This is a genomic window from Rhodopseudomonas sp. WA056 (assembly GCF_010906995.1).
Taxonomy (GTDB): Bacteria; Pseudomonadota; Alphaproteobacteria; order Rhizobiales; family Xanthobacteraceae; genus Rhodopseudomonas; species Rhodopseudomonas palustris_G.
The window spans coordinates 14392-34012 of record NZ_QPFS01000022.1; the positions used below are offsets into that span (position 1 = coordinate 14392).

Genomic DNA, 19621 nt, shown 5'->3' on the forward strand with positions numbered 1-19621 from the left:
GAGTCCATGCCGGTGTTTACTGTTCACGCCCCGCGGGCGGACGATGACGAGCTGCAGCGCGCCGAACCCGAGCAGTTTCGCTTCATCCGCGACGGGTTCTATGTCTGGGCGTTCGTGTTCGGCCCGTTCTGGCTGGTGTACCGCCGGCTGTGGCTGGCAACGATCGGCTATCTGGTGGTGATCGGCGCCTCCGCGGTGGCGCTGACGGCGCTGCACGCTGGCAGCGGTACTCGGTTCTTGGTCGCGTTGCTGCTGGCATGCCTGCTCGGGCTCGAAGCTGGCAGCCTGTGGCGCTGGACCTTGGCGCGGCGCGGCTGGCAGTCGGTCGGCGTTGCGGTCGGTGAGGACCGCGAGATCGCCGAGCGGCGGTTCTTCGATCGCTGGGTCGAAGGGCAGCCGCAGCCGATCGCCTTCACCCTGCCGATCGATCGCGGCGCACCGCCGCCGGCGCGCAGCATTCCGCTGCCGGCGTCGTCGATCCATGGCGACATCTTCGGCTCGTTCCCGAATCCTGGAGGTTCGCGATGAGCGTTGCGATCATCGATTACGGCTCCGGCAATCTGCACTCGGCCGCGAAAGCGTTCGAGCGTGCGGCGCGCAGCATGGAGAATCCCGAACCGATCCTGGTGACCCGTGATCCGGACCAGGTGTTTCGGGCTGATCGCGTCGTTCTGCCCGGCGTCGGCGCCTTCGCCGACTGCCGCAAGGGACTGGATTCGATCGACGGCATGGTCCAGGCCCTGACCGAGACCGTCCGCGACAAGGCGCGGCCGTTCTTCGGCATCTGCGTCGGCATGCAGCTGATGGCGACCCGCGGCAAGGAGCACGTCACCACCGACGGGCTGAACTGGATCGCCGGTGACGTCGTCAAGATCGCGCCCAACCGCGAGGATCTGAAGATCCCGCATATGGGCTGGAATACCCTCGATCAGGTCCGCGAGCACCCGGTACTGGACCGGCTGCCGCTCGGTTCGAAGGGCCTGCACGCTTACTTCGTGCACTCCTTCCACCTCGCCGCCGAAAACGAGGGCGATGTGCTGGCACGCGCCGATTACGGCGGGCCGGTCACCGCCGTCGTCGGCAAGGACACCGCGATCGGGACTCAGTTTCACCCCGAGAAGAGCCAGCGCTTCGGCCTGGCGCTGATCTCGAACTTTTTGAAGTGGAAGCCGTGAGCATGATCCCGCGGCCTCAGCTCCGGAGTGCGCGACGGCGCTGCTCCCCTCCCCCTTGCGGGGAGGGGTCGGGGGTGGTGGTCCGCGAGTCCGGCGCTTGTGGCTCACCCCCCACCCCGACCCTCCCCCGCAAGGGGGGAGGGAGTGAGTGTTTCCGATGATTCTCTTCCCTGCGATCGATCTCAAGAACGGCCAGTGCGTGCGGCTCGAACAGGGCGACATGGCGCGCGCCACCGTGTTCAATCTCGATCCCGCCGCGCAGGCGCAGAGCTTTGCGGCCCAGGGCTTCCAGTACCTGCACGTCGTCGATCTCGATGGCGCCTTCGCCGGCAAGCCGATGAACGCCCACGCGGTCGAGGCGATGCTGAAGGTGGTCAAGATGCCGGTGCAGCTCGGCGGCGGCATCCGCGACCTGAAGACGATCGAGGCCTGGCTGTCCAAAGGCATCGCCCGCGTCATCATCGGCACCGCCGCGGTGCGTGACCCGGCGCTGGTGAAGGAAGCCGCCAAGACGTTTCCGGGCCGCGTTGCGGTCGGTCTCGATGCCCGCGACGGCAACGTCGCGGTCGAGGGCTGGGCCGAGAGCTCGCAGGTGACCGCGCTCGACATCGCGCAGCGCTTCGAAGATGCCGGCGTGGCTGCCATCATCTTCACCGACATCGCCCGCGACGGCTTGCTCAAAGGCATCAACTGGGACGCCACCATTGCGCTGGCCGAGGCGATTTCGATCCCGGTGATCGCCTCCGGCGGCCTCGCCTCGATCGAAGACGTCAAGACGCTGCTCAGCCCGCGCGCCAAGAAGCTCGAAGGCGCGATCGCCGGGCGGGCGCTGTACGACGGCCGGCTCGATCCCACCGAGGCGCTGGCGCTGATCGGCGCCGCCAAGGCCGCGTAAGGACGCCGCGATGTTCAAGGTCCGCGTCATTCCCTGCCTCGACGTCAAGGACGGCCGTGTCGTCAAAGGCGTCAACTTCGTCGATCTGCGCGACGCCGGCGATCCGGTCGAGGCGGCGATCGCCTATGACGCTGCCGGCGCCGACGAACTCTGCTTCCTCGACATCACCGCCACCCATGAGAACCGCGGCATCATGCTGGATGTGGTACGGCGGACGGCGGAAGCCTGCTTCATGCCGGTGACGGTCGGCGGCGGCGTCCGCACCGTCGACGACATCAAGACCCTGCTGCGCTCCGGCGCCGACAAGGTCTCGATCAATTCGGCCGCGGTGGCGCGGCGCGAATTCGTCAAGGAAGCGGCCGAGAAGTTCGGCGATCAGTGCATCGTGGTGGCGATCGACGCCAAGCGGGTGCCGGGCCGCGACCGCTGGGAGATCTTCACCCATGGCGGCCGCAAGGGCACCGGGATCGACGCGATCGAGTTCGCCCAGGAAGTGGTGTCGCTCGGCGCCGGCGAGATCCTGCTGACCTCGATGGACCGCGACGGCACCAAGTCCGGATTCGATATTCCGCTGACCCGGGCAATCGCCGACAGCGTCGGCGTCCCGGTGATCGCCTCGGGCGGCGTCGGCAACCTCGATCACCTGGTCGACGGCATCCGCGAGGGCCACGCCACCGCGGTGCTGGCAGCCTCGATCTTCCATTTCGGCGAGTACACCATTCGTCAGGCCAAGGATCATATGGTCCAGGCCGGGCTGCCGATGCGGCTCGATCCCTAGCGTTACGTGGCGAGGGGCGGTCCTCTCGCACCAAGAACCGGCAGAGTTAGCGTATGGCCCGTTTCACCCTTCATGATCTCGCCGCGACGGTCGATGCCCGCGCGGCGTCCGGCGGCGAGAGCTCCTACACCAAGAAGCTGCTCGACAAGGGCCCCGAGCACTGCGCCAAGAAGTTCGGCGAAGAGGCGGTCGAGATGGTGATCGCGGCGGTCGAGAACGATCGCGGCCATCTGATCGCCGAGACTGCCGACGTGCTGTTTCACATGCTTGTGCTGTTGAAGTCGCGCGGCGTGAAGCTCGAGGAAGTCGAGGCCGCGCTGGCGCAGCGCACCTCGATGTCGGGCTTGGAGGAAAAGGCGTCGCGTAAGCGCGACTGACGGCATCGGCCGCAGCAAGCGGCCGCAATAACAATAAATCCCGCCACTCAAAACCAAGGCGAAGGGCCCGCGAGATGGACGCAAGGTCGGATCTGCACCCCTACAACCCGTACCGGGTTTTCTCGCGGTCGGAATGGGCGAGCATGCGTGAAGACACGCCGATGACGCTCGATGCCGCCGAGGTCGCGGCGCTCCGCTCGATGCACGACCGGCTCGACCTCAGAGAAGTCGAAGAGATCTATCTGCCGATGTCGCGCCTGCTGTCGATCCATGTCGCGGCGATGCAGCAGCTGTACTACGCACAGCGCCGCTTCCTCGGCGTGGTCGAGCGCAAGATGCCGTTCATCATCGGCGTTGCCGGCTCGGTGGCGGTCGGCAAGTCGACCACCGCGCGCGTGCTGCAGGCGCTGCTGGCGCGCTGGTCGCCGCGCCCCACCGTCGATCTCGTCACCACCGACGGCTTCCTTCATCCGAACGCGGTGCTGGAGCGCGCCGGCATCCTGCAGAAGAAGGGCTTTCCGGAGAGCTACGACCTGCCGGCGCTGCTCGGCTTCCTGTCCGACATCAAATCGGGCCGCCGCAAGGTCAAGGCGCCGATCTATTCGCATCTCACTTACGACATCGTGCCGAACAAGTTCACGGTGATCGACCGCCCCGACATCCTGATCGTTGAAGGCGTCAACGTGCTGCAGACCGGGCGTCTGCCGCGCGACGGCAAGGCCGTTCCGGTGGTGTCGGACTTCTTCGACTTCTCGGTGTATCTCGACGCCGACGAGCCGGTGCTGCGCGACTGGTACGTCCGCCGCTTTCTGGCGCTGCGCGACACCGCATTCCACGATCCGCGGTCGTACTTCCATCGCTACGCGGTGCTGTCCGACGAAGAGGCGACCGCGACCGCAATCGCGATCTGGGAACGCACCAACTTGGCCAACCTCGAAGACAACATCCTGCCGACCCGTCCGCGCGCGACGCTGATCCTGAAAAAGGGCGCCGATCACGTCGTGGATTCGGTGGCGCTGCGAAGGTTGTAGTCCTCGCAGGTTACTCAGCGTCATCCGCGGGCTTGACCCGCCTGCGTGGCCGAAGCCGCTTCGGCGCGGCGAAGGCCCGCGGATCCATCGCGCGCGCAAGCGCGCGTGACGATGTATTCTCTCGAAGACGATGGATTGCCGGGTCAAGCCCGGCAATGACGGACGTGTCGGGTGGATGAACCCTGCTACGCCGCGTGTCGCGACGCATCGGCGCCGAAATGCTCGATGTAGCGAGCGCTGATCGCCGACACCGGCAGGATGATCAGCACGTCGGTGGTGCCGAACTGATAGTCGATCACCGCGCCCTCGCCGATCGTGGCGCCGAGCCGCAGATAGCCTTTGATCAGCGGCGGCAGCTCGCGCAGCGCGGCCTTTTGATCGATCGCCTCTTTGGGCAGCCGGTTCATCTCGACATAGCGCGACGGATGCGCGCGGGCGCGCCAGGCTTCCGGCGCCGGCGCGTAGTGGTGCAGGAACGACAGCGGCAGCGCTAGGCGATCCGGATCGGTGCCGTCGAAGCTGGCGCAGCCGAGCATCACGTCGACGCCGTGCTGGCGCACGTAAGTCCAGATGCCATGCCACAGCAGTTCGACGGTGCGCTTGTTCCGATACGGCGGCAACACGCAGGAGCGGCCGAGTTCGAGAAAGCGCAGCTCCGGATGCCGGGTGATCAGTCCGCCGATATCGAACTCGCTCTCGGTGTAGAAGCCGCCATTGCGATTGGCGACGTCCTGACGGAGCAGCCGATAGGTGCCGACCACCGGCTGCTTGCCGCTCAGCGACGGCTTGGCGGCGTGATCGACCACCAAGAGGTGATCACAGATTGGATCGAACGCATCCTTGTCGCGCCGCGCCAGCATCGTCGGCGCGTCGGCAATCGCGGTGCCGTCCTTGTAGAACACCCGGTAGCGCAGCTTCTGGGCGCGCTTGACGTCCTGCTTGGTCTGCGCGAGCCGAACCTCGAGCGGCCCTAGGCGGCCCAGCGTCGCCGGCGACGGGCCGATCGGCTTGCCGGTCTCGGCCAGCTTGAGCGCGGGCTTGAACCAAGTAATTGCGGTTTGCGCGGCGGCTCCGGCGGTCTCCGGGCGCAGCAGCTTAATGAATTTCTTCGAACGGGCGAGATGGTCGGTGTGCATGGCGTCCTCGCGACCGCACCCGTCCCGAACGGAATCGCCGCGGCCTGATCGCACCAACAATCATGGCCGTTCAACAGCGGTGTGACGCGATGATTGCCGAACGATGACATCGCCGCCGACTTTGTTGTTAGCAGCGTCGTTCGGTATCTACTTGCCGTGTCAGGCAGTTTGCCGTGTGGCCGCCAGGTCGGCCAGAATCCCGGAGAGCCTGTCGGGATCGAGCGGCTTGATCAGGACGCCATTCATCCCGGCCGTCCGGCAGGCGTCGCGATCTTCCGCCAGCGTATTTGCGGTCAGCGCCAGGATCGGCACCCGCGTCCCCGTCTGCCCGGCTTCGTATCGCCTGATCTGCCGGGCGGCTTCGAGCCCGTCGAGGACCGGCATCTGCACATCCATCAGCACCAGATCGAACGGGGTGCCTGCCTGCCTCGCGGTTCGCCACGACGCGACGGCGCTGCGGCCGTCGCGGGCGATCTCGGCGCGATGCCCGAGCCGGCTCAGCAGCGCACGGATCAGCAGCGCGTTGATATCATTGTCCTCGGCGACCAGAATCGCGAGCCGGGCTTGCGGGACGGCAGGCGGCGCGTCCTGCAGGTCCGGCGGGTCGCCATCGGCGATATTCGGTGCTGCGACTTCGGCGAGCGCGCCGAGCCGCGTGGCCATCGAAACCGCGCGCAGCGGCTTCACCAGATAGCCGGTGAACGCGTCTGGCAGGCCCGGCAACAATTCGTGCCGCGCCGCGGGTGTCAGCATCACCAACCGATGCGTCGCATGCAGCGCTGCTTGTCGCGCCAGCGTCTCGAGGGACGCCGAACCGAACGCGTGGTCGATCAGCACCGCGTGCCAGCTCCGTTCCGCCAATCGCGCGACAGCGACATCGGCGTCGTGGCAGGTGCAGGTCGTTGCGCCCCAGCGCGCGAGGCGACGGGCGATCAGCGAGGCTTCGACGGCGTGCGGCGCGACGATCATCACCGATGCGCCGCGCAGGTCCGGCGGCTCCAAGGTCGCGGCTGCGCCGGCGTCTTCGGCTGCGACCAGCGGCAGCGTGACGGTGAAGGTGGTTCCCCGGCCCGGCGTGCTGTCGAGCGCGATCCGCCCACCCATCGCCGCGACGATGCGGTCGCTGATACTCAGGCCGAGGCCGGTGCCGCCAAAATGACGGGCGATGTCGGCATCGGCCTGTTCGAACTCGCGGAAGATCCGCGCCTGCGCGTCGGGCGCGATCCCGATCCCGGTGTCGCGGACGATCAGACGAAATTCGGCAGCTTGATCGCCGGGCTCGGCCGTCAACGTCACACCGCCGGCTTCGGTGAATTTGATGGCGTTGCCGCAGAGATTGAGCAGCACCTGTCGCAACCGGGCGGCATCGCCGATCAGACATGCCGGCAGCCGCTCGTCGATGTCGGCCGCGATTTCCAATCCGCGTGCCTGCGCCCGCGGCGCCAGCAGTTCGACGACGTCTTCGATCAGGTTGCCGAGGACGAACGGGCGGCGATCGAGCTCGATCTTGCCGGCCTCGACCCGCGCGTTGTCGAGCAGCTCGTCGGTCAATGCCAGCAGTGCTTCGCCCGAGGTTTTGACGGCCCTGGCATAGGTCGTCTGCTCGGCGGTCAGCGAGGTGTCGAGCAACAACCGGCTCATGCCGATGATGCCGTTCAGGGGCGTGCGGATTTCGTGCGACGCCATCGCCAGCAGCCGCGATCGGGCGCGGCTCGCTGGATCGCCGGTTGCCGGATCGTCGTCGCCTGCCGCATTCGAGCCGGACCGGTTGCCGTCCTTGATCGGCCGATCCGGCAATGCGCCATGTGAGCCGGTGAGCATTCGCAGGCGGTTCCGCATCCGGCGCAGCCGCATCGTCTGGATCGCGAGTGCCAGACAGGCCAGCGCGAACAGGAAGCTGGCGCCGATCGCAAACGTGTGCGGATCGTATCCTGAGATCTCCGGCGTGCTGCTGAGCAACAATCCATAGGCGCCGCCGAACCCGGCGGAAAACGCCATGGCGGCCCGGCCCGCCAGCACGATGCGCGGATGCCGGCGCGCCATCAGGCGCAGCCTCGACCTGATCCGCAGCTTCCCTGCCATCGTAGCTCCTGCATTTGCCGCCCTAGGCAACGCCGATCCTGGCGCCTTGGGTGCTGCAATCAGGTTGAAGGCTGTCCGGGTGGGCAGCCGCGCTGCAAAAAGGGTTGATGTTGCGTTAACTCCCGGGATCGATTTTCACGCCGCGCGGCGCAGGTCGTCGGCCAGCGCGCGATACGACAACGCTTCGGCCAGATGGACTCGCCCGATCCGGTCGCAGCCGTCGAGATCGGCGAGCGTTCGGGCGACCCGCAGCACCCGGTGATAACCGCGCGCCGACAGCCGCATGGTTTCGGCGGCCTCGTGCAGCAGTTTGAGGCCGGCGGAATCCGGCTGCGCGGTGGTTTCCAGAACCGCGGCCGGCGCTTCCGCATTGGTACGGACCTGTGGCAGGCCGATCGAGGCGTAGCGGGCGCGCTGCACCTCGCGCGCTGCAGCGACGCGAGCGGCGACTTCGGCGGAGCCTTCGGTCGGCGGCGGCAGGATCAGGTCGGCGGCGCTCACCGCCGGCACCTCGATCCGCAGATCGATCCGGTCCATCAACGGGCCTGAGATGCGCGACTGATAATCGGACGTACAGCGCTCGATCCTGCCGCGCTTGCAGGCGAACCCAGGCTCGAACGCCTGGCCGCAGCGGCAGGGGTTCATGGCCGCCACCAGCATCACCCGGGCCGGATAGGTGATGCGGTGATTGGCGCGCGATACCGAGACCTCGCCGGTCTCCAGCGGCGCCCGCAGCGAATCCAGCACCCGCGGATCGAACTCGGGCAGCTCGTCGAGAAACAGCACGCCCTGATGCGCCAGCGAGATCTCGCCCGGACGCGCCTTGATGCCGCCGCCGGTCAACGCCGCCATGCTGGCGGAATGATGCGGCGCGCGGAACGGCCGCCGCGACGTCAGTGCGCCGTCGCGGATTTCGCCCGCGACGGAAGCGATCATCGACACTTCGAGCAGTTCGGCCGGCGACAGCGGCGGCAGGATCGACGGCAGCCGCGCCGCCAGCATCGACTTGCCGGCTCCCGGGGCGCCGATCATCAACAAATGATGTCCGCCCGCGGCGGCGATTTCGAGCGCCCGCTTGGCGCTCTCCTGGCCCTTGATGTCGCGCAGGTCGATCCTCGACGGCTCCGCCTCCCGGACCCGCGGCTGCGGCCGGCCGAGCAGTTGCGAGCCTTTGAAGTGATTGGCGATCTGGATCAGGGAGCCGGCCGCGATGATCTCGATATCGGGGCTGGCCCAGGCTGCTTCGGAGCCGCAGGCGGCCGGACAGATCAGGCCGTGCTCGCGTCCGTTGGCGGCGATCGCCGCCGGCAGCACGCCGGCGACCGCTGCGATCGAGCCGTCGAGCCCGAGCTCGCCCAGCACGGTGAAGCCTTCGAGCGCGTCGGCCGGAATGGCGCCGATCGCGGCCATCAGCCCGAGCGCGATCGGTAGATCGTAGTGGCTGCCTTCCTTGGGGAGGTCGGCAGGAGCCAGATTGACGGTAATTCGCCGCGCCGGCAGCGCCAGCCCGGATGCGATCAACGCCGACCGCACCCGCTCGCGCGCTTCCGACACCGCTTTGTCGGCGAGTCCGACCACCGCAAAGGCCGGCAGCCCGGGCGACACCTGGACCTGAACATCGACGCTGCGCGCCTCGATGCCCTCAAAAGCCACGGTGGACACGTGCTGGACCATGACGCCTCTCCCGGTCCGAAACGCTAGCGCGGGCGCAGAACCCGCGCAAGAACATTAAGAGAACAAACCGGCGAGGGATCGCCCGCCGGTCCGGGGTCAGGCGCTGGTCTTGTGCCGGCTTTCCAGCGCGATCTCGGTCAGATCGACCTCGAGCCGCGCCATCATCAGGAGCTGGACGGCCGAAGGGATGCCGAGGTCTTCGGCCTGCTCGATCGCGCGGTTGATCGTCAGCGCCAGCGTGTCGATGCTGACCGCCTGCTGTTTGATCGGCGCATTGGCCGCATTGAGAACCACCGGCCGCGCTGCGCGGGGCTTGGACGAAGCGTTCATCGGATCACCTGAAATTCCGGAAGCGATTGGCGACGCACGGCCTCGAGACCGCGCCATTCCAGCGTTGGGCCGGGCACCGACCGGCGGCTGCAGATTCCGACCCAGGCCTCGTCATCGATGTCGACGATCACCGCGGTGGTCGAGAAGCCGTTGATGTCCTGGGGCAGACCGAGCGGCTTGGCCTTCCAGCCTTGATCCACCAGCCGGGGAAGCCACCAGGTTTCCAGCACGATGGTGAACGCCGACAGTCCGATCGACAGTCCGTATTCCATCGCGGCCGCCTGGATCACCGCCTCGGCGCGCGGTCCGCCATGTTCGCCGCGCTTGCGCGGCACCACGAAGATCCGCGACAGCTCGTAGGCGTCCGACCGGTGAACCGGGCCGGCGAGGGCCAGTTGAGGAAATACGTCGCTGAGCAGCGTGGGCGAGGTGGTCGGCACCATTCGCATGCCGGCGACGATCTCGTCGTTGTCGACGCCGAGCAGATACACCGCATCTTCGGTGTCGAACTGATCGATCTCGCGGCCGTCCGGCCGCGCCAGCTCTTTCCAGCCGCGTTCGACGACGTAGATCTGGTGCCGAATCCTGAAATAATTGTCGAGCAGACCGGCGTAGAGCGCCCGGTTCTCCCGACGGATGACATGAACCTGCATGCTGATTTTCCCTCCTGCAGTGGGGTCTGCGGGAGAGAACTGTGCAGGTGCGAACGGGAACCGAACTACTGTCCGATCGGACAGGTCACAGCCGGATCAATCCAAGCGTCAGCGCCTTGGCCACCGCAGCGGTGCGGTTGGCTGCGTCGAGTTTGCGAGCCGCCTCGATCAGATGAAATTTCACGGTGCGCTCGGCGATGCACAGGATCATCGAGATCTCCCAGGCGGTCTTGCCCTGGGCGGCCCATTGCAGGATCTCGCATTCCCGTGCGGTGAGCTTGTTGCGGCGGCCGGGCTTCGGCCGGCCGAGCGTGCGCAGGCGGCTGTGGGCGTAGATGCTGACGAGCTGCATCGCGCCCCGGGCCGCGGGGCTGAGATCAGGATCCTTGCCGGCCATGCTGATCGCGGCGCTGCCGTCGTCGTAGTGCAGCGGAATGCAATAGCCCTCGACCAGGCCGAATTCTGCCGCGCGGGTCATCACCCGATGCGCGGCCGGATCGCGGTCGCGGTCGTATGGCGCCTCCGACCAGACGAACGGATGCACCGTGCTGGCGACATGGCGCGGCACCGGGTCGACCGCGCTGAAATTCTCGCTGACGTAGAGGTCGAACCAGTCGCGCGGCCAGCCATTGGCCAGCGTCAATTCCGGCAGTCCGGCATTTCGCGACGGCAGTCCGGCTATGATGTAGGCGGTGAAGCCGCAGCTCGCGATCAGCGACTCGAACTGGCTGACCAGCGCCGGCGCATCCAGCCGTTCGACGGCATCGACGAATTCGAGCGCGCGCCGTCCCCAAAGCTGATCCTCGCCGACGATCATGCTGCCGCAACCTCCGATCCGATAACTGCCGGGCGCGAGGCCGGTTCGCCTGCCGTCGACCGAGCGACCACACCATAGCTTACCGCGGCGGTATCCACCACGCGCCGGATGCCTCGGCAGTCGTCGGCTGTTCGGATAGTGGACGCGCCGCTTAGTTGTGCGGCCAGTGCGGCCGACTGGCAAGAGGGACGTTCGGCGCGCCCGGGCCGAACCAGGCCGCGCACCCCGCCGGTCCGTCAGGCCCTTTTCGACGCGATGACGTCCCAGATCCTGGCTGCGATGTCGGGGCCGCCGAGCCGGGCGACGGCACGGATTCCGGTCGGCGAGGTGACGTTGATCTCTGTCAGGTAGCCGTCGATTACATCGATACCTACGAACAACAGCCCACGCTCGCGCAGTTTCGGACCAAGTGCCGCACAGATCTGTTGCTCGCGCGGCGACAGGTCGGTGGCCGCCGCGGCGCCGCCGCGGACCATATTTGAGCGAAGATCGTCGGCGGCCGGAACGCGGTTGACGGCGCCGGCGAACTCGCCATCGACCAGAATGATGCGCTTGTCGCCGTGCTTCACCTCCGGGAGGAAGCGCTGGATCACCCAGGGTTCACGGAAGGTGACCGCGAACATGTCGTACAGCGAGCCGAAATTGATGTCCTGCGGCAGCACCCGAAACACCGCAGCGCCCCCGTGGCCGTGCAGCGGCTTCATCACCACCGCACCGTGCTCGGCCCGGAACGCGTTGATCTCGTCCTTGTCGCGGCTGATCAGCGTCGGCGGCATCAGTTCGGTGAAGTCCATCACGAACAGCTTCTCCGGCGCATTCCTGACGCTGGCCGGGTCGTTGACCACCAGCGTGTGCGGGTGGATGCGCTCGAGCAGATGCGTCGAGGTGATGTACGCAAGGTCGAACGGCGGATCCTGACGCAGCAGCACCACGTCGAAGCTGCGCATGTCGACGCGCGCAGGCTCGCCCAGCGTGAAGTGATCGCCCTCCTGATCGCGCACCTTCAGGCTCTGCACCGATGCGATCACCTCGTTGCCGCGCAGCGACAATTTGTCGGGCGTGAAGTACGAGATCGAATGGCCGCGGGCCTGTGCTTCGAGCAGCAGCGCGAACGTCGAATCGCCACGGATGTTGATCCGCGCGATGGGGTCCATCTGGACGGCGACCTTCAATGTCATGTCGGGTGTTCCGGAGTTGGCAGGGCGGTGACGATGCGGCGGCGCGGCGATCCGGTCAAGCAGCCGGGCTCACGGCGTGGCGTCGAAGGCGCCGGGCAGATGCCGTGGCGCGGTGTCGGGCGAGATCAGAATGGCGTCGAAGCGCAGCTCGCTCATCGCGTGTTCGGGATGGCGGCTCAGCCACGCTTCGGCGGCCGCGACGATGCGGGCCTGCTGCCGCGGTGTCACCGCATAGGCGGCATCGTCGACATTGCGGCGCGCCTTGACCTCGACGAACGCCACCAGCGCGCCGCGCTGGGCGACGAGGTCGATCTCGCCGCAGCGGACCTTGAAGCGACGCGCCAGGATGCGGTAGCCCTGCCGTTCGAGATAATCGGCCGCGCTGGCTTCGGCCGACAACCCGGTCCGGAACGCGGCGAGTCGCGCCAGGACCGACCGGCGCGAGGGCTCGATCTTAGCCATCGTCGGTCTCGCGGCGTCGTGCCAGGGCGAGCGCGCGCGCGTAGATGTCGCGCCGCGGCCGGCCCGAAAGTTCGACGCCCTGCGCCGCCGCATCCTTGACGCTGTGCCGAGTCAATGCCTCCTCCAGCCAGCGATCGAGCGCGTCGTCGCTCATCACCTGCGCGGCCGGATCGGGCGGCGCGATCACCACCACGAACTCGCCACGGGTCTCCATCTCGTCGGCTCGCGCTGCGAGTTCGGCCAGCGGCGCGCGGCGCACCTCCTGGTGCAGCTTGGTGAGTTCGCGGCAGATCGCCGCTTCGCGCGCCTCGCCGAGCAGATCGGCGAGGTCGCGCACCGCGTTCTGAATCCGGCTGCCGGCTTCGAACAGCACCAGGGTCGCGTCGATCGCCGCAAGCTCGGCGAGGCGGGCGCGGCCAGCGCCCTGTTTGGGCGGCAGGAAGCCGCCGAAGAAGAACCGATCCGTCGGCAGCCCGGCGAGCGTCAACGCCACCATGACGGCGGAGGGGCCCGGCAAACTGATTACTTGGTGTCCGGCAGCGTACACGTCGCGCACCAGCTTGTAGCCGGGATCGGAAATCAGCGGCGTGCCGGCGTCGGACACCAGTGCGACAGAACCGCCCTGGCCGAGGATTTCGAGGAGCTTCGGCCGCGCCTGCGCGGCATTGTGCTCGTGATACGGTTTCAGCCGCGCCGAGATGCCATATCGTTCGAGCAGGCGATGCGTGATTCGTGTATCTTCGCAGGCGATCAGATCGGCGCCGGCCAGTGTTTCCAGCGCACGCAAGGTGATATCGCCGAGATGGCCGATCGGCGTCGCCACCAGATGCAGACCGGGCGTCGCGCGCGGTGCGACCAGACGCTGCCCGGCGATCAGGAAGGTTCGCGCGTCGGGCTCCGATGGGTCGGACGACGGGACGGAGATCTGTGGTTTGACGCGCATCGGACCGGCTTGATGGTCATCCTGGAGGGCATGAACGAGGCGGGATGATCGAAAACGACGGCACAGTGATTTGTCCGGCGCCGCTAACCAGCATAGACCTATTGGCCCGGTTAATCATTGGCCGACATTGTGATGAAATCTCCGGCGAAAGCCCCCGCGGGCCGATCGTTCGGAAGACGACACGGGATCCGGCGCTGCGCCGGACTGCCGCAAGAGATGGCATGGGAAGCTTGCACGATCCACACACGAAACCGTTGCGAACCACACGCCGCGCCGCACTGGGCCTGATCCTCGGGGCCCCGCTGCTGAGCGCCTGCTCCGGCGTCCAGCAGACCCTGAGCGACCGGTTCGGCCAGTCGCAGCCAGCGACCGGGCCCGCTCAGCAGCCGACTGCGGTCGGCAACGGCCGGGTCAAGGTCGGGCTGGTGCTGCCGCTGTCGGCACCCGGCAATGCCGGTGTCGCCGCGCAGTCGATGAAGAATGCCGCCGAGATGGCGCTGGCTGAATTCCACAATCCCGACGTTCAGTTGCTGATCAAGGACGACGGCGGCAATCCGCTCGGCGCCCAGTCGGCGACCCAGCAGGCCCTCGACGAAGGCGCCGAAATCATTCTCGGGCCGTTGTTCGCGCAGTCGGTTCCGGCGGCCGCGCAGGCGGCGCGGGCGCGCGGCGTCACGGTGATCGCGTTCTCGACCGATTCCAGCGTTGCCGGCCGCGGCGTCTATCTGCTGAGCTTCCTGCCGGAATCCGACGTCAACCGGATCGTCGGTTACGCCGGCAGCATCGGCAAGCGTTCCTACGCGGCGCTGCTGCCGGACAATGCCTACGGGTCGGTGGTCGAGGCCGCCTTCAAGCAGATCGCCAACCAGAAGGGCGGGAGGATCGTCGCGTTCGAGAAGTACGGCGCCGATCGCAGTGGCCCGGCGCGCTCGATCGCCGCCTCGCTCGGCAATGCCGATGCACTGCTGCTCGCCGACGACGGCGACGCGCTGGCCGGCATCGCTGAGACGCTGACCGCCTCCGGGGCCGATTTGAAGCGCGTGCAGCTTCTCGGCACCGGGCTGTGGGACAATCCGCGGGTGTTCTCGACCCCGGCGCTGCAGGGCGGCCTGTTCGCGGCGCCCGACCCGTCCGGCTTCCGAGCGTTTTCGGGCCGGTATCGTACCCGCTACGGCCAGGATCCGGTCCGCACCGCGACGCTCGCCTATGACGGCGTGGCGCTGGTGGCGGCGCTGTCACGCACCCAGGGTCCGCAGCGGTTCTCGAGCGAAACGCTGACGAACCCGTCCGGCTTCGCCGGCATCGATGGGCTGTTCCGGTTCAGGGCCGACGGTACCAACGAGCGCGGCTTGGCGGTCATGAAGGTCGCTACCGGCGGCGCGCAGGCCGTCGCCGGCTCGCCGAAGAGTTTTGGAGCGTAGCGCGGTCTCATCTCGTTCCGGGTTCGCACCTCGCCGGTGCGCCCCGGGAACCACACCTGGGGTGCCGACTACGCCGCCAGATCGGCCACCACGGCGTCGAGCACCGGGAAGCCCTCTTGCGTCACGCGCAACCGGCCGTCGGCATCGACCGCGATCGCGCCCTCTTCGCGCAGCAGCGCGATCCGCGATGGATCGAGCGGCCGTCCCGACAGCGCCTGATAGCGCCGCGGATCGATGCCCTCGGCGAGCCGCAGCCCCATCAGCAGAAATTCGTCGGCGCGCTCCTCGCTGGTGAGGCGTTCGTCGGCGATCACACCGTGGCCGGTGGCTTCCACCCGCATCAGCCAGCTCTCGGGCCGTTTTTCGGTGGCGGTGGCGTAGCGTGCGTTGCCGATATCGAGCCGGCCATGGGCGCCGGGACCGATTCCGGCATATTCCTGGCCGCGCCAGTAGATCAGATTGTGCCGGCATTCCGCGCCCGGGCGGGCGTGGTTGGAGATCTCGTAGGCCGGCAGGCCGAGGTTGGCGCAGACCGTCTGGGTGACGTCGTACAGGGCCCGCGCCTCGGCCTCGTCCGGTGTCGGCAGCTTGCCGGCTCTGTGCAGGGCGTAGAACGGCGTGTCGGGCTCGATGGTGAGCTGATACAGCGACAGATGCTCGGCGGCCTCGCCGATCGCATAGCGCAGTTCGGCTTCCCACATCGCCGCGGTCTGGCCGGGCCGCGCATAGATCAGGTCGAACGAGTAGCGGTCGAACGCCGACTTGGCGATCGCCACCGCATTGATGGCTTCTTCGGCCGAATGCAGCCGTCCGAGCGCCTTCAGCGAGGCGTCGTCGAGCGCCTGCACGCCGAGCGAGACCCGGTTGACGCCGGCCGCCCGATAGCCGCGAAAACGCGTCGCCTCGACGCTGGTCGGATTGGCCTCGAGCGAGACTTCTGCACCCGGTTCGACGTGCCAGTGCCGGGCGATGGCGTCGAGGATCGCCGCCACGGTCGACGGCTGCATCAGGGATGGCGTGCCGCCGCCCAGGAAGATCGAGCTGACCTGGCGCGGACCGATCCGCTCCGCGGTGGTGGCGATCTCGCGCGCGAAGCCGCGGGCGAACCGCTCCTCGTCGATCGCGGCGTGGCGGACATGGCTGTTGAAGTCGCAATACGGGCACTTCGACAGGCAGAACGGCCAGTGCACGTAAACGCCGAAAGCTGGATCGGGGCTAGCCCGCAAGGCAGATCTCCGCCAGTTTGACGAACGCCTTGGCGCGATGCGACAGGCCGAGGCCGAGCGGCGGCAGGCCGTGCTTCTCGACGCTGGTCATCTCGCCGAAGGTTCGGTCGTGCCCGTCGGGCAGGAAAATCGGATCGTAGCCGAACCCGGCTGTCCCACGCGGTGGCCACACTAAAGTACCGCCGGCGTGCGCCTCGACCTCCTCGACGTGCCCATCAGGCCAGGCCACACACAGCGCCGACACGAAATGCGCGGTGCGCCGCTCCGGCGCGGTGGCGCCGCGTTCCTGCAGCAGCCGTTCGATCTGCGCCATGGCAGCGCCGAAGTCCTTAGTCTCGCCGGCCCAGCGTGCGGAATATATTCCCGGGGCACCGCCGAGCGCATCGACTGCCAGTCCGGAATCGTCGGCAAACGCCGGCAGTTGCGCGGCCCTGGCGGCGGCTTCGGCCTTGATCCGGGCATTGGCCTGGAAGCTGTCGCCGGTCTCGTCCGGCTCGGCGAGGCCGAGCTCGCCGGCGGAGATCGCTTCGATGCCGTAAGGAGCCAAGAGCTCGCGCATCTCGGCCAGCTTGCCGGGATTATGGGTGGCGATCACGAGCTTACCGGTGATTCGACGATGCATAGCGGTGTCAGCCTAGCTCAGCGCGCGCTGCGAAGAGGTTGCAGGAATGACTCACCCCACCGCCATTTTCTGCAGATCCACCAGCCTGGCGACGCCCTTCTGGGCGAGCGCCATCAGCTTGAGGAACTCGTCCTGCGAGAACGGCGTGCGCTCTGCGGTGCCCTGCACCTCGACCAGGCGGCCGTCGCCGGTCATCACGAAATTGGCGTCGGTCTCGGCCTCGGAGTCCTCGGCATAGTCGAGATCCAGCACCGGGGTGCCGTTGTAGATGCCGCAGGAGATCGCCGCGACGTTGTCGCGGAGCACCTGGGTCTTGATCATGTTGCGAGCCTTCATCCAGTTCAGGCAGTCGGCGAGCGCGACCCAGGCGCCGGTGATCGAGGCGGTGCGGGTGCCGCCGTCGGCCTGCAGAACGTCGCAGTCCACCGTGATCTGACGCTCGCCTAGCGCCTCGAGATCGACGATGGTGCGCAGCGAGCGGCCGATCAGGCGCTGAATCTCCACGGTGCGGCCATTCTGCTTGCCGGCCGAAGCCTCGCGCCGGGTGCGTTCCAGCGTGGCACGCGGCAGCATGCCGTATTCGGCCGTCACCCAGCCGCGGCCCTGGCCCTTCAGCCACGGCGGCAGCCGCTCTTCCAGGGTGGCGGTCACCAGCACATGGGTGTCGCCGAACTTCACCAGGCAGGAGCCCTCGGCATATTTGACGACGCCGCGTTCCAGCGACACGGCGCGCAATTCGTCGGGCGCACGGCGGCTCGGCCGCATGGGGGACCTCCATCTATGGCAGGGGGGAAGAACAATGTTGCGCTGCTTTTAGGGGGCCGCAGCCGCAGCGGCAAGGGTTGTGGGCCAAAGCCCTGCGCTCCCCGCTTGTAACCGGGCCGAAGCGACGACAAATTAAGGGGATTACGGAGGACAATTTGGCTCAGCACGACCCGATCGGCCTGATCGCGCCCAATGCCGGCCTTGCCCAGCTCAACGAGCGCTCGCGGGAGATTTTTCGTCAGATCGTCGAAAGCTATCTCGCGACCGGTGAGCCGGTCGGCTCCCGCAACATTTCCCGTCTGATTTCCGTCCCGCTGTCGCCGGCTTCGGTGCGCAACGTGATGGCCGATCTCGAACAGCTCGGCCTGATCTACGCCCCGCATACCTCGGCCGGCCGGTTGCCGACCGAACTCGGTCTGCGATTCTTCGTCGATGCCCTGATGCAGGTCGGCGACCTCACCGAGCCGGAGCGACAGTCGATCCAGGCGCAGCTATCGTCGGTCGGTCGCGCCCACACGGTCGAAGCCGCGCTCGGCGAGGCGTTGACACGGCTGTCCGGCCTGACGCGGGCCGCCGCGGTGGTGCTGACCGCAAAGGCCAATGTCCGGCTCAAGCACATCGAATTCGTTCGGCTGGAGCCGGAGCGGGCGCTGGTGATTCTGGTGGCCGAAGACGGTCAGGTCGAAAATCGTGTGCTGACGCTGCCGCCGGGTGTGCCGTCGTCGGCGCTGGTGGAGGCCGCCAATTATCTTAACGCGAGGATCCGGGGCCGGACGTTGGCGGAGGCGCGGCTCGAGCTCGAATCGCTGATGGTCCAGAACAAGGCTGAACTGGATCAGCTCACCCAGAAGGTCATCGCGGCCGGCGTCGCGAGCTGGTCGGGCGGCGACGGCGACGACCGGCAATTGATCGTGCGCGGCCACGCCAATCTGCTCGAAGACCTGCATGCGCTCGACGATCTGGAGCGGGTGCGGCTATTGTTCGACGATCTCGAGACCAAGCGCGGGGTGATCGATCTGCTCGGCCGCGCCGAAAGCGCCGACGGCGTCCGGATCTTCATCGGCTCGGAGAACAAGCTGTTCTCGCTGTCGGGCTCGTCCACCATCATCGCGCCTTACAGCGACGGGGCCGGCCACATCGTCGGCGTGCTCGGCGTGATCGGGCCGACCCGGCTGAACTATGCGCGGGTGATCCCGATGGTCGATTACACCGCGCGGATCGTCAGCCGGATGCTGGGCGGCTGATTTTCCGAAACTTGATTTTCGCGCCGCAAACCACGATATCCCGGCCAGCTCTCCCGTAACGATCCAGAGATTTTTCAAGAAGGTAGCGTGATGACCGAGACTGATGGACAGAAGGACAACAACCAGGACACGGCGCAGGCCGCCGCCGATCCGGTCGTTTCCAAGCCGTACATCATGCCGGACGACCCGGAAGAAGGATCGAACGAGGCGCTGGTGCGCGAGGCTGCGGATGCGCGCGACAAGATGCTACGCACGCTGGCCGAGATGGAGAACCTGCGCAGGCGGACCCAGAAGGAGGTCGCAGACGCCCGTACCTACGGGGTAACGTCGTTCGCGCGCGACGTGCTCGATATCGCCGACAATCTGCAGCGCGCGCTCGATGCGGTGCCGGCCGACGCCCGCGCCAACGCCGAGCCCGGCCTCAAGGCCCTGATCGAGGGTGTCGAGCTGACCGAGCGCTCGCTGCTCAACGCGCTGGAAAAAAACGGCGTCAAGAAGTTCGACCCTAAGGGCCAGAAGTTCGATCCGAATTTCCAGCAGGCGATGTACGAAGTGCCGGATCCGTCGGTGCCGGCCGGCACCGTTGTGCAGGTGGTACAGGCCGGCTTCACGATCGGCGAACGGGTGCTGCGCCCGGCGCTGGTCGGAGTGGCCAAGGGCGGCGCCAAGGCTGCGCCAAGCGACGGCGGCACCGAGGCCGGCAGCGCCGGCTGATTCGATTCGCGGCTTCGGCCCGTGCCGGAGCCGCACCGCTCGCCAGGCTCAACAAATGGTCTGAGAGAACAAACGGCGCGCGGTTGCGTACGTCGTTC

The 19621-nt window shown here is 67.3% G+C and carries 21 protein-coding genes; 9 read left to right on the forward strand and 12 right to left on the reverse strand.

The genetic code is table 11. The features are described from left to right. Positions 1 to 6: 6 nt before the first annotated feature. The 6 genes from DU475_RS06930 (at position 7) to coaA (ending at position 4256) form a co-directional block, all read left to right on the forward strand. Positions 7 to 528, forward strand: a complete 522-nt coding sequence (locus tag DU475_RS06930; protein WP_164631458.1) for a DUF2628 domain-containing protein — start codon at positions 7 to 9, stop codon at positions 526 to 528. Then, positions 525 to 1175 carry an imidazole glycerol phosphate synthase subunit HisH gene (hisH, locus tag DU475_RS06935; protein WP_164631460.1) on the forward strand — a complete coding sequence of 217 codons (651 nt, stop codon included), beginning with the start codon at positions 525 to 527 and terminating at the stop codon, positions 1173 to 1175. The genes DU475_RS06930 and hisH overlap by 4 nt, the downstream gene beginning before the upstream one ends. Positions 1176 to 1332: 157 nt before the next feature. Beyond that, positions 1333 to 2070 carry a 1-(5-phosphoribosyl)-5-[(5-phosphoribosylamino)methylideneamino]imidazole-4-carboxamide isomerase gene (gene hisA / locus DU475_RS06940; RefSeq protein ID WP_164631462.1) on the forward strand — a complete coding sequence of 246 codons (738 nt, stop codon included), beginning with the start codon at positions 1333 to 1335 and terminating at the stop codon, positions 2068 to 2070. 10 nt (positions 2071 to 2080) lie between these two features. Continuing rightward, positions 2081 to 2848 (forward strand): imidazole glycerol phosphate synthase subunit HisF, encoded by a 768-nt coding sequence (gene hisF / locus DU475_RS06945; protein ID WP_011155881.1) that lies wholly within the window; start codon positions 2081 to 2083, stop codon positions 2846 to 2848. A 53-nt stretch (positions 2849 to 2901) separates the two neighbouring features. Next, positions 2902 to 3225: a phosphoribosyl-ATP diphosphatase gene (locus tag DU475_RS06950; RefSeq protein WP_164631464.1), complete on the forward strand. Its 324-nt coding sequence runs from the start codon at positions 2902 to 2904 to the stop codon at positions 3223 to 3225. Positions 3226 to 3299: 74 nt separating this feature from the next. Further along, positions 3300 to 4256 carry a type I pantothenate kinase gene (gene coaA / locus DU475_RS06955; RefSeq protein ID WP_164607818.1) on the forward strand — a complete coding sequence of 319 codons (957 nt, stop codon included), beginning with the start codon at positions 3300 to 3302 and terminating at the stop codon, positions 4254 to 4256. A gap of 185 nt (positions 4257 to 4441) precedes the next feature. Here coaA and olsB read toward each other — a convergent pair whose 3' ends face one another. The 9 genes from olsB to rsmI form a co-directional block, all read right to left on the reverse strand. Beyond that, positions 4442 to 5392, reverse strand: coding sequence for a l-ornithine N(alpha)-acyltransferase (gene olsB, locus DU475_RS06960; protein WP_012494061.1), 951 nt, complete (start codon positions 5390 to 5392; stop codon positions 4442 to 4444). Between the two features lie 159 nt (positions 5393 to 5551). Next, a complete protein-coding gene (locus tag DU475_RS06965) occupies positions 5552 to 7474 on the reverse strand; it encodes an ATP-binding protein (protein ID WP_164631466.1) in 1923 nt (640 codons plus the stop codon). Between the two features lie 135 nt (positions 7475 to 7609). Next, positions 7610 to 9148: a YifB family Mg chelatase-like AAA ATPase gene (locus tag DU475_RS06970; protein ID WP_164631468.1), complete on the reverse strand. Its 1539-nt coding sequence runs from the start codon at positions 9146 to 9148 to the stop codon at positions 7610 to 7612. 96 nt (positions 9149 to 9244) lie between these two features. Continuing rightward, a complete protein-coding gene (locus tag DU475_RS06975) occupies positions 9245 to 9478 on the reverse strand; it encodes a hypothetical protein (protein WP_013500148.1) in 234 nt (77 codons plus the stop codon). Further along, complete coding sequence (gene rpaI, locus DU475_RS06980; RefSeq protein WP_013500147.1) at positions 9475 to 10131, reverse strand: 4-coumaroyl-homoserine lactone synthase; 657 nt, start codon at positions 10129 to 10131, stop codon at positions 9475 to 9477. The genes DU475_RS06975 and rpaI overlap by 4 nt, the downstream gene beginning before the upstream one ends. An 85-nt stretch (positions 10132 to 10216) precedes the next feature. Then, positions 10217 to 10948 (reverse strand): LuxR family transcriptional regulator, encoded by a 732-nt coding sequence (locus tag DU475_RS06985; RefSeq protein ID WP_013500146.1) that lies wholly within the window; start codon positions 10946 to 10948, stop codon positions 10217 to 10219. A gap of 236 nt (positions 10949 to 11184) precedes the next feature. Then, entirely contained in the window at positions 11185 to 12126 is a 942-nt protein-coding gene (gene gshB, locus DU475_RS06990) for a glutathione synthase (RefSeq protein ID WP_164631469.1), read from the reverse strand. A gap of 69 nt (positions 12127 to 12195) precedes the next feature. Further along, entirely contained in the window at positions 12196 to 12588 is a 393-nt protein-coding gene (locus DU475_RS06995; protein WP_013500144.1) for a YraN family protein, read from the reverse strand. Then, a complete protein-coding gene (gene rsmI / locus DU475_RS07000; RefSeq protein WP_164631471.1) occupies positions 12581 to 13531 on the reverse strand; it encodes a 16S rRNA (cytidine(1402)-2'-O)-methyltransferase in 951 nt (316 codons plus the stop codon). The genes DU475_RS06995 and rsmI overlap by 8 nt, the downstream gene beginning before the upstream one ends. 221 nt (positions 13532 to 13752) lie before the next feature. Between rsmI and DU475_RS07005 the strand changes: the two genes are divergently transcribed. Next, positions 13753 to 14952 (forward strand): penicillin-binding protein activator, encoded by a 1200-nt coding sequence (locus DU475_RS07005; RefSeq protein WP_142883954.1) that lies wholly within the window; start codon positions 13753 to 13755, stop codon positions 14950 to 14952. Positions 14953 to 15020: 68 nt separating this feature from the next. Here the strand turns inward: DU475_RS07005 and hemW are convergent, their stop codons facing one another. The 3 genes from hemW to rph are packed head-to-tail and all read right to left on the reverse strand — an operon-like array spanning position 15021 to position 17565. Further along, entirely contained in the window at positions 15021 to 16178 is a 1158-nt protein-coding gene (gene hemW, locus DU475_RS07010; RefSeq protein ID WP_164631473.1) for a radical SAM family heme chaperone HemW, read from the reverse strand. Beyond that, the gene (rdgB, locus tag DU475_RS07015) at positions 16168 to 16800 is read right to left on the reverse strand and encodes an RdgB/HAM1 family non-canonical purine NTP pyrophosphatase (protein WP_164631475.1); all 633 of its coding nucleotides are present in this window, start codon (positions 16798 to 16800) and stop codon (positions 16168 to 16170) included. The genes hemW and rdgB overlap by 11 nt, the downstream gene beginning before the upstream one ends. A gap of 51 nt (positions 16801 to 16851) precedes the next feature. Next, positions 16852 to 17565 (reverse strand): ribonuclease PH, encoded by a 714-nt coding sequence (gene rph, locus DU475_RS07020; protein ID WP_047308263.1) that lies wholly within the window; start codon positions 17563 to 17565, stop codon positions 16852 to 16854. Positions 17566 to 17720: 155 nt separating this feature from the next. Between rph and hrcA the strand changes: the two genes are divergently transcribed. Together hrcA and grpE are read left to right on the forward strand one after the other, a co-directional pair. Continuing rightward, on the forward strand, positions 17721 to 18809 hold the full coding sequence (hrcA, locus tag DU475_RS07025) for a heat-inducible transcriptional repressor HrcA (protein WP_164631477.1): 1089 nt from the start codon (positions 17721 to 17723) through the stop codon (positions 18807 to 18809). Positions 18810 to 18899: 90 nt separating this feature from the next. Continuing rightward, the gene (grpE, locus tag DU475_RS07030; protein WP_047308262.1) at positions 18900 to 19523 is read left to right on the forward strand and encodes a nucleotide exchange factor GrpE; all 624 of its coding nucleotides are present in this window, start codon (positions 18900 to 18902) and stop codon (positions 19521 to 19523) included. The last annotated feature ends 98 nt before the right edge of the window (positions 19524 to 19621 follow it).

Excerpts from the sequence above, each read along its gene's own strand:
- gshB (WP_164631469.1), bottom strand. The coding sequence starts at position 12,126 with ATGACATTGAAGGTCGCCGTCCAGATGGACCCCATCGCGCGGATCAAC.
- coaA (WP_164607818.1), top strand. The coding sequence starts at position 3,300 with ATGGACGCAAGGTCGGATCTGCACCCCTACAACCCGTACCGGGTTTTC.
- DU475_RS06975 (WP_013500148.1), bottom strand. The coding sequence starts at position 9,478 with ATGAACGCTTCGTCCAAGCCCCGCGCAGCGCGGCCGGTGGTTCTCAAT.
- olsB (WP_012494061.1), bottom strand. The coding sequence starts at position 5,392 with ATGCACACCGACCATCTCGCCCGTTCGAAGAAATTCATTAAGCTGCTG.
- rdgB (WP_164631475.1), bottom strand. The coding sequence starts at position 16,800 with ATGCATCGTCGAATCACCGGTAAGCTCGTGATCGCCACCCATAATCCC.
- grpE (WP_047308262.1), top strand. The coding sequence starts at position 18,900 with ATGACCGAGACTGATGGACAGAAGGACAACAACCAGGACACGGCGCAG.
- rph (WP_047308263.1), bottom strand. The coding sequence starts at position 17,565 with ATGCGGCCGAGCCGCCGTGCGCCCGACGAATTGCGCGCCGTGTCGCTG.
- DU475_RS06950 (WP_164631464.1), top strand. The coding sequence starts at position 2,902 with ATGGCCCGTTTCACCCTTCATGATCTCGCCGCGACGGTCGATGCCCGC.
- DU475_RS06930 (WP_164631458.1), top strand. The coding sequence starts at position 7 with ATGCCGGTGTTTACTGTTCACGCCCCGCGGGCGGACGATGACGAGCTG.
- DU475_RS06985 (WP_013500146.1), bottom strand. The coding sequence starts at position 10,948 with ATGATCGTCGGCGAGGATCAGCTTTGGGGACGGCGCGCGCTCGAATTC.
- DU475_RS06970 (WP_164631468.1), bottom strand. The coding sequence starts at position 9,148 with ATGGTCCAGCACGTGTCCACCGTGGCTTTTGAGGGCATCGAGGCGCGC.
- DU475_RS06965 (WP_164631466.1), bottom strand. The coding sequence starts at position 7,474 with ATGGCAGGGAAGCTGCGGATCAGGTCGAGGCTGCGCCTGATGGCGCGC.
- DU475_RS06995 (WP_013500144.1), bottom strand. The coding sequence starts at position 12,588 with ATGGCTAAGATCGAGCCCTCGCGCCGGTCGGTCCTGGCGCGACTCGCC.
- hisH (WP_164631460.1), top strand. The coding sequence starts at position 525 with ATGAGCGTTGCGATCATCGATTACGGCTCCGGCAATCTGCACTCGGCC.
- hisA (WP_164631462.1), top strand. The coding sequence starts at position 1,333 with ATGATTCTCTTCCCTGCGATCGATCTCAAGAACGGCCAGTGCGTGCGG.
- hisF (WP_011155881.1), top strand. The coding sequence starts at position 2,081 with ATGTTCAAGGTCCGCGTCATTCCCTGCCTCGACGTCAAGGACGGCCGT.
- rpaI (WP_013500147.1), bottom strand. The coding sequence starts at position 10,131 with ATGCAGGTTCATGTCATCCGTCGGGAGAACCGGGCGCTCTACGCCGGT.
- rsmI (WP_164631471.1), bottom strand. The coding sequence starts at position 13,531 with ATGCGCGTCAAACCACAGATCTCCGTCCCGTCGTCCGACCCATCGGAG.
- DU475_RS07005 (WP_142883954.1), top strand. The coding sequence starts at position 13,753 with ATGGGAAGCTTGCACGATCCACACACGAAACCGTTGCGAACCACACGC.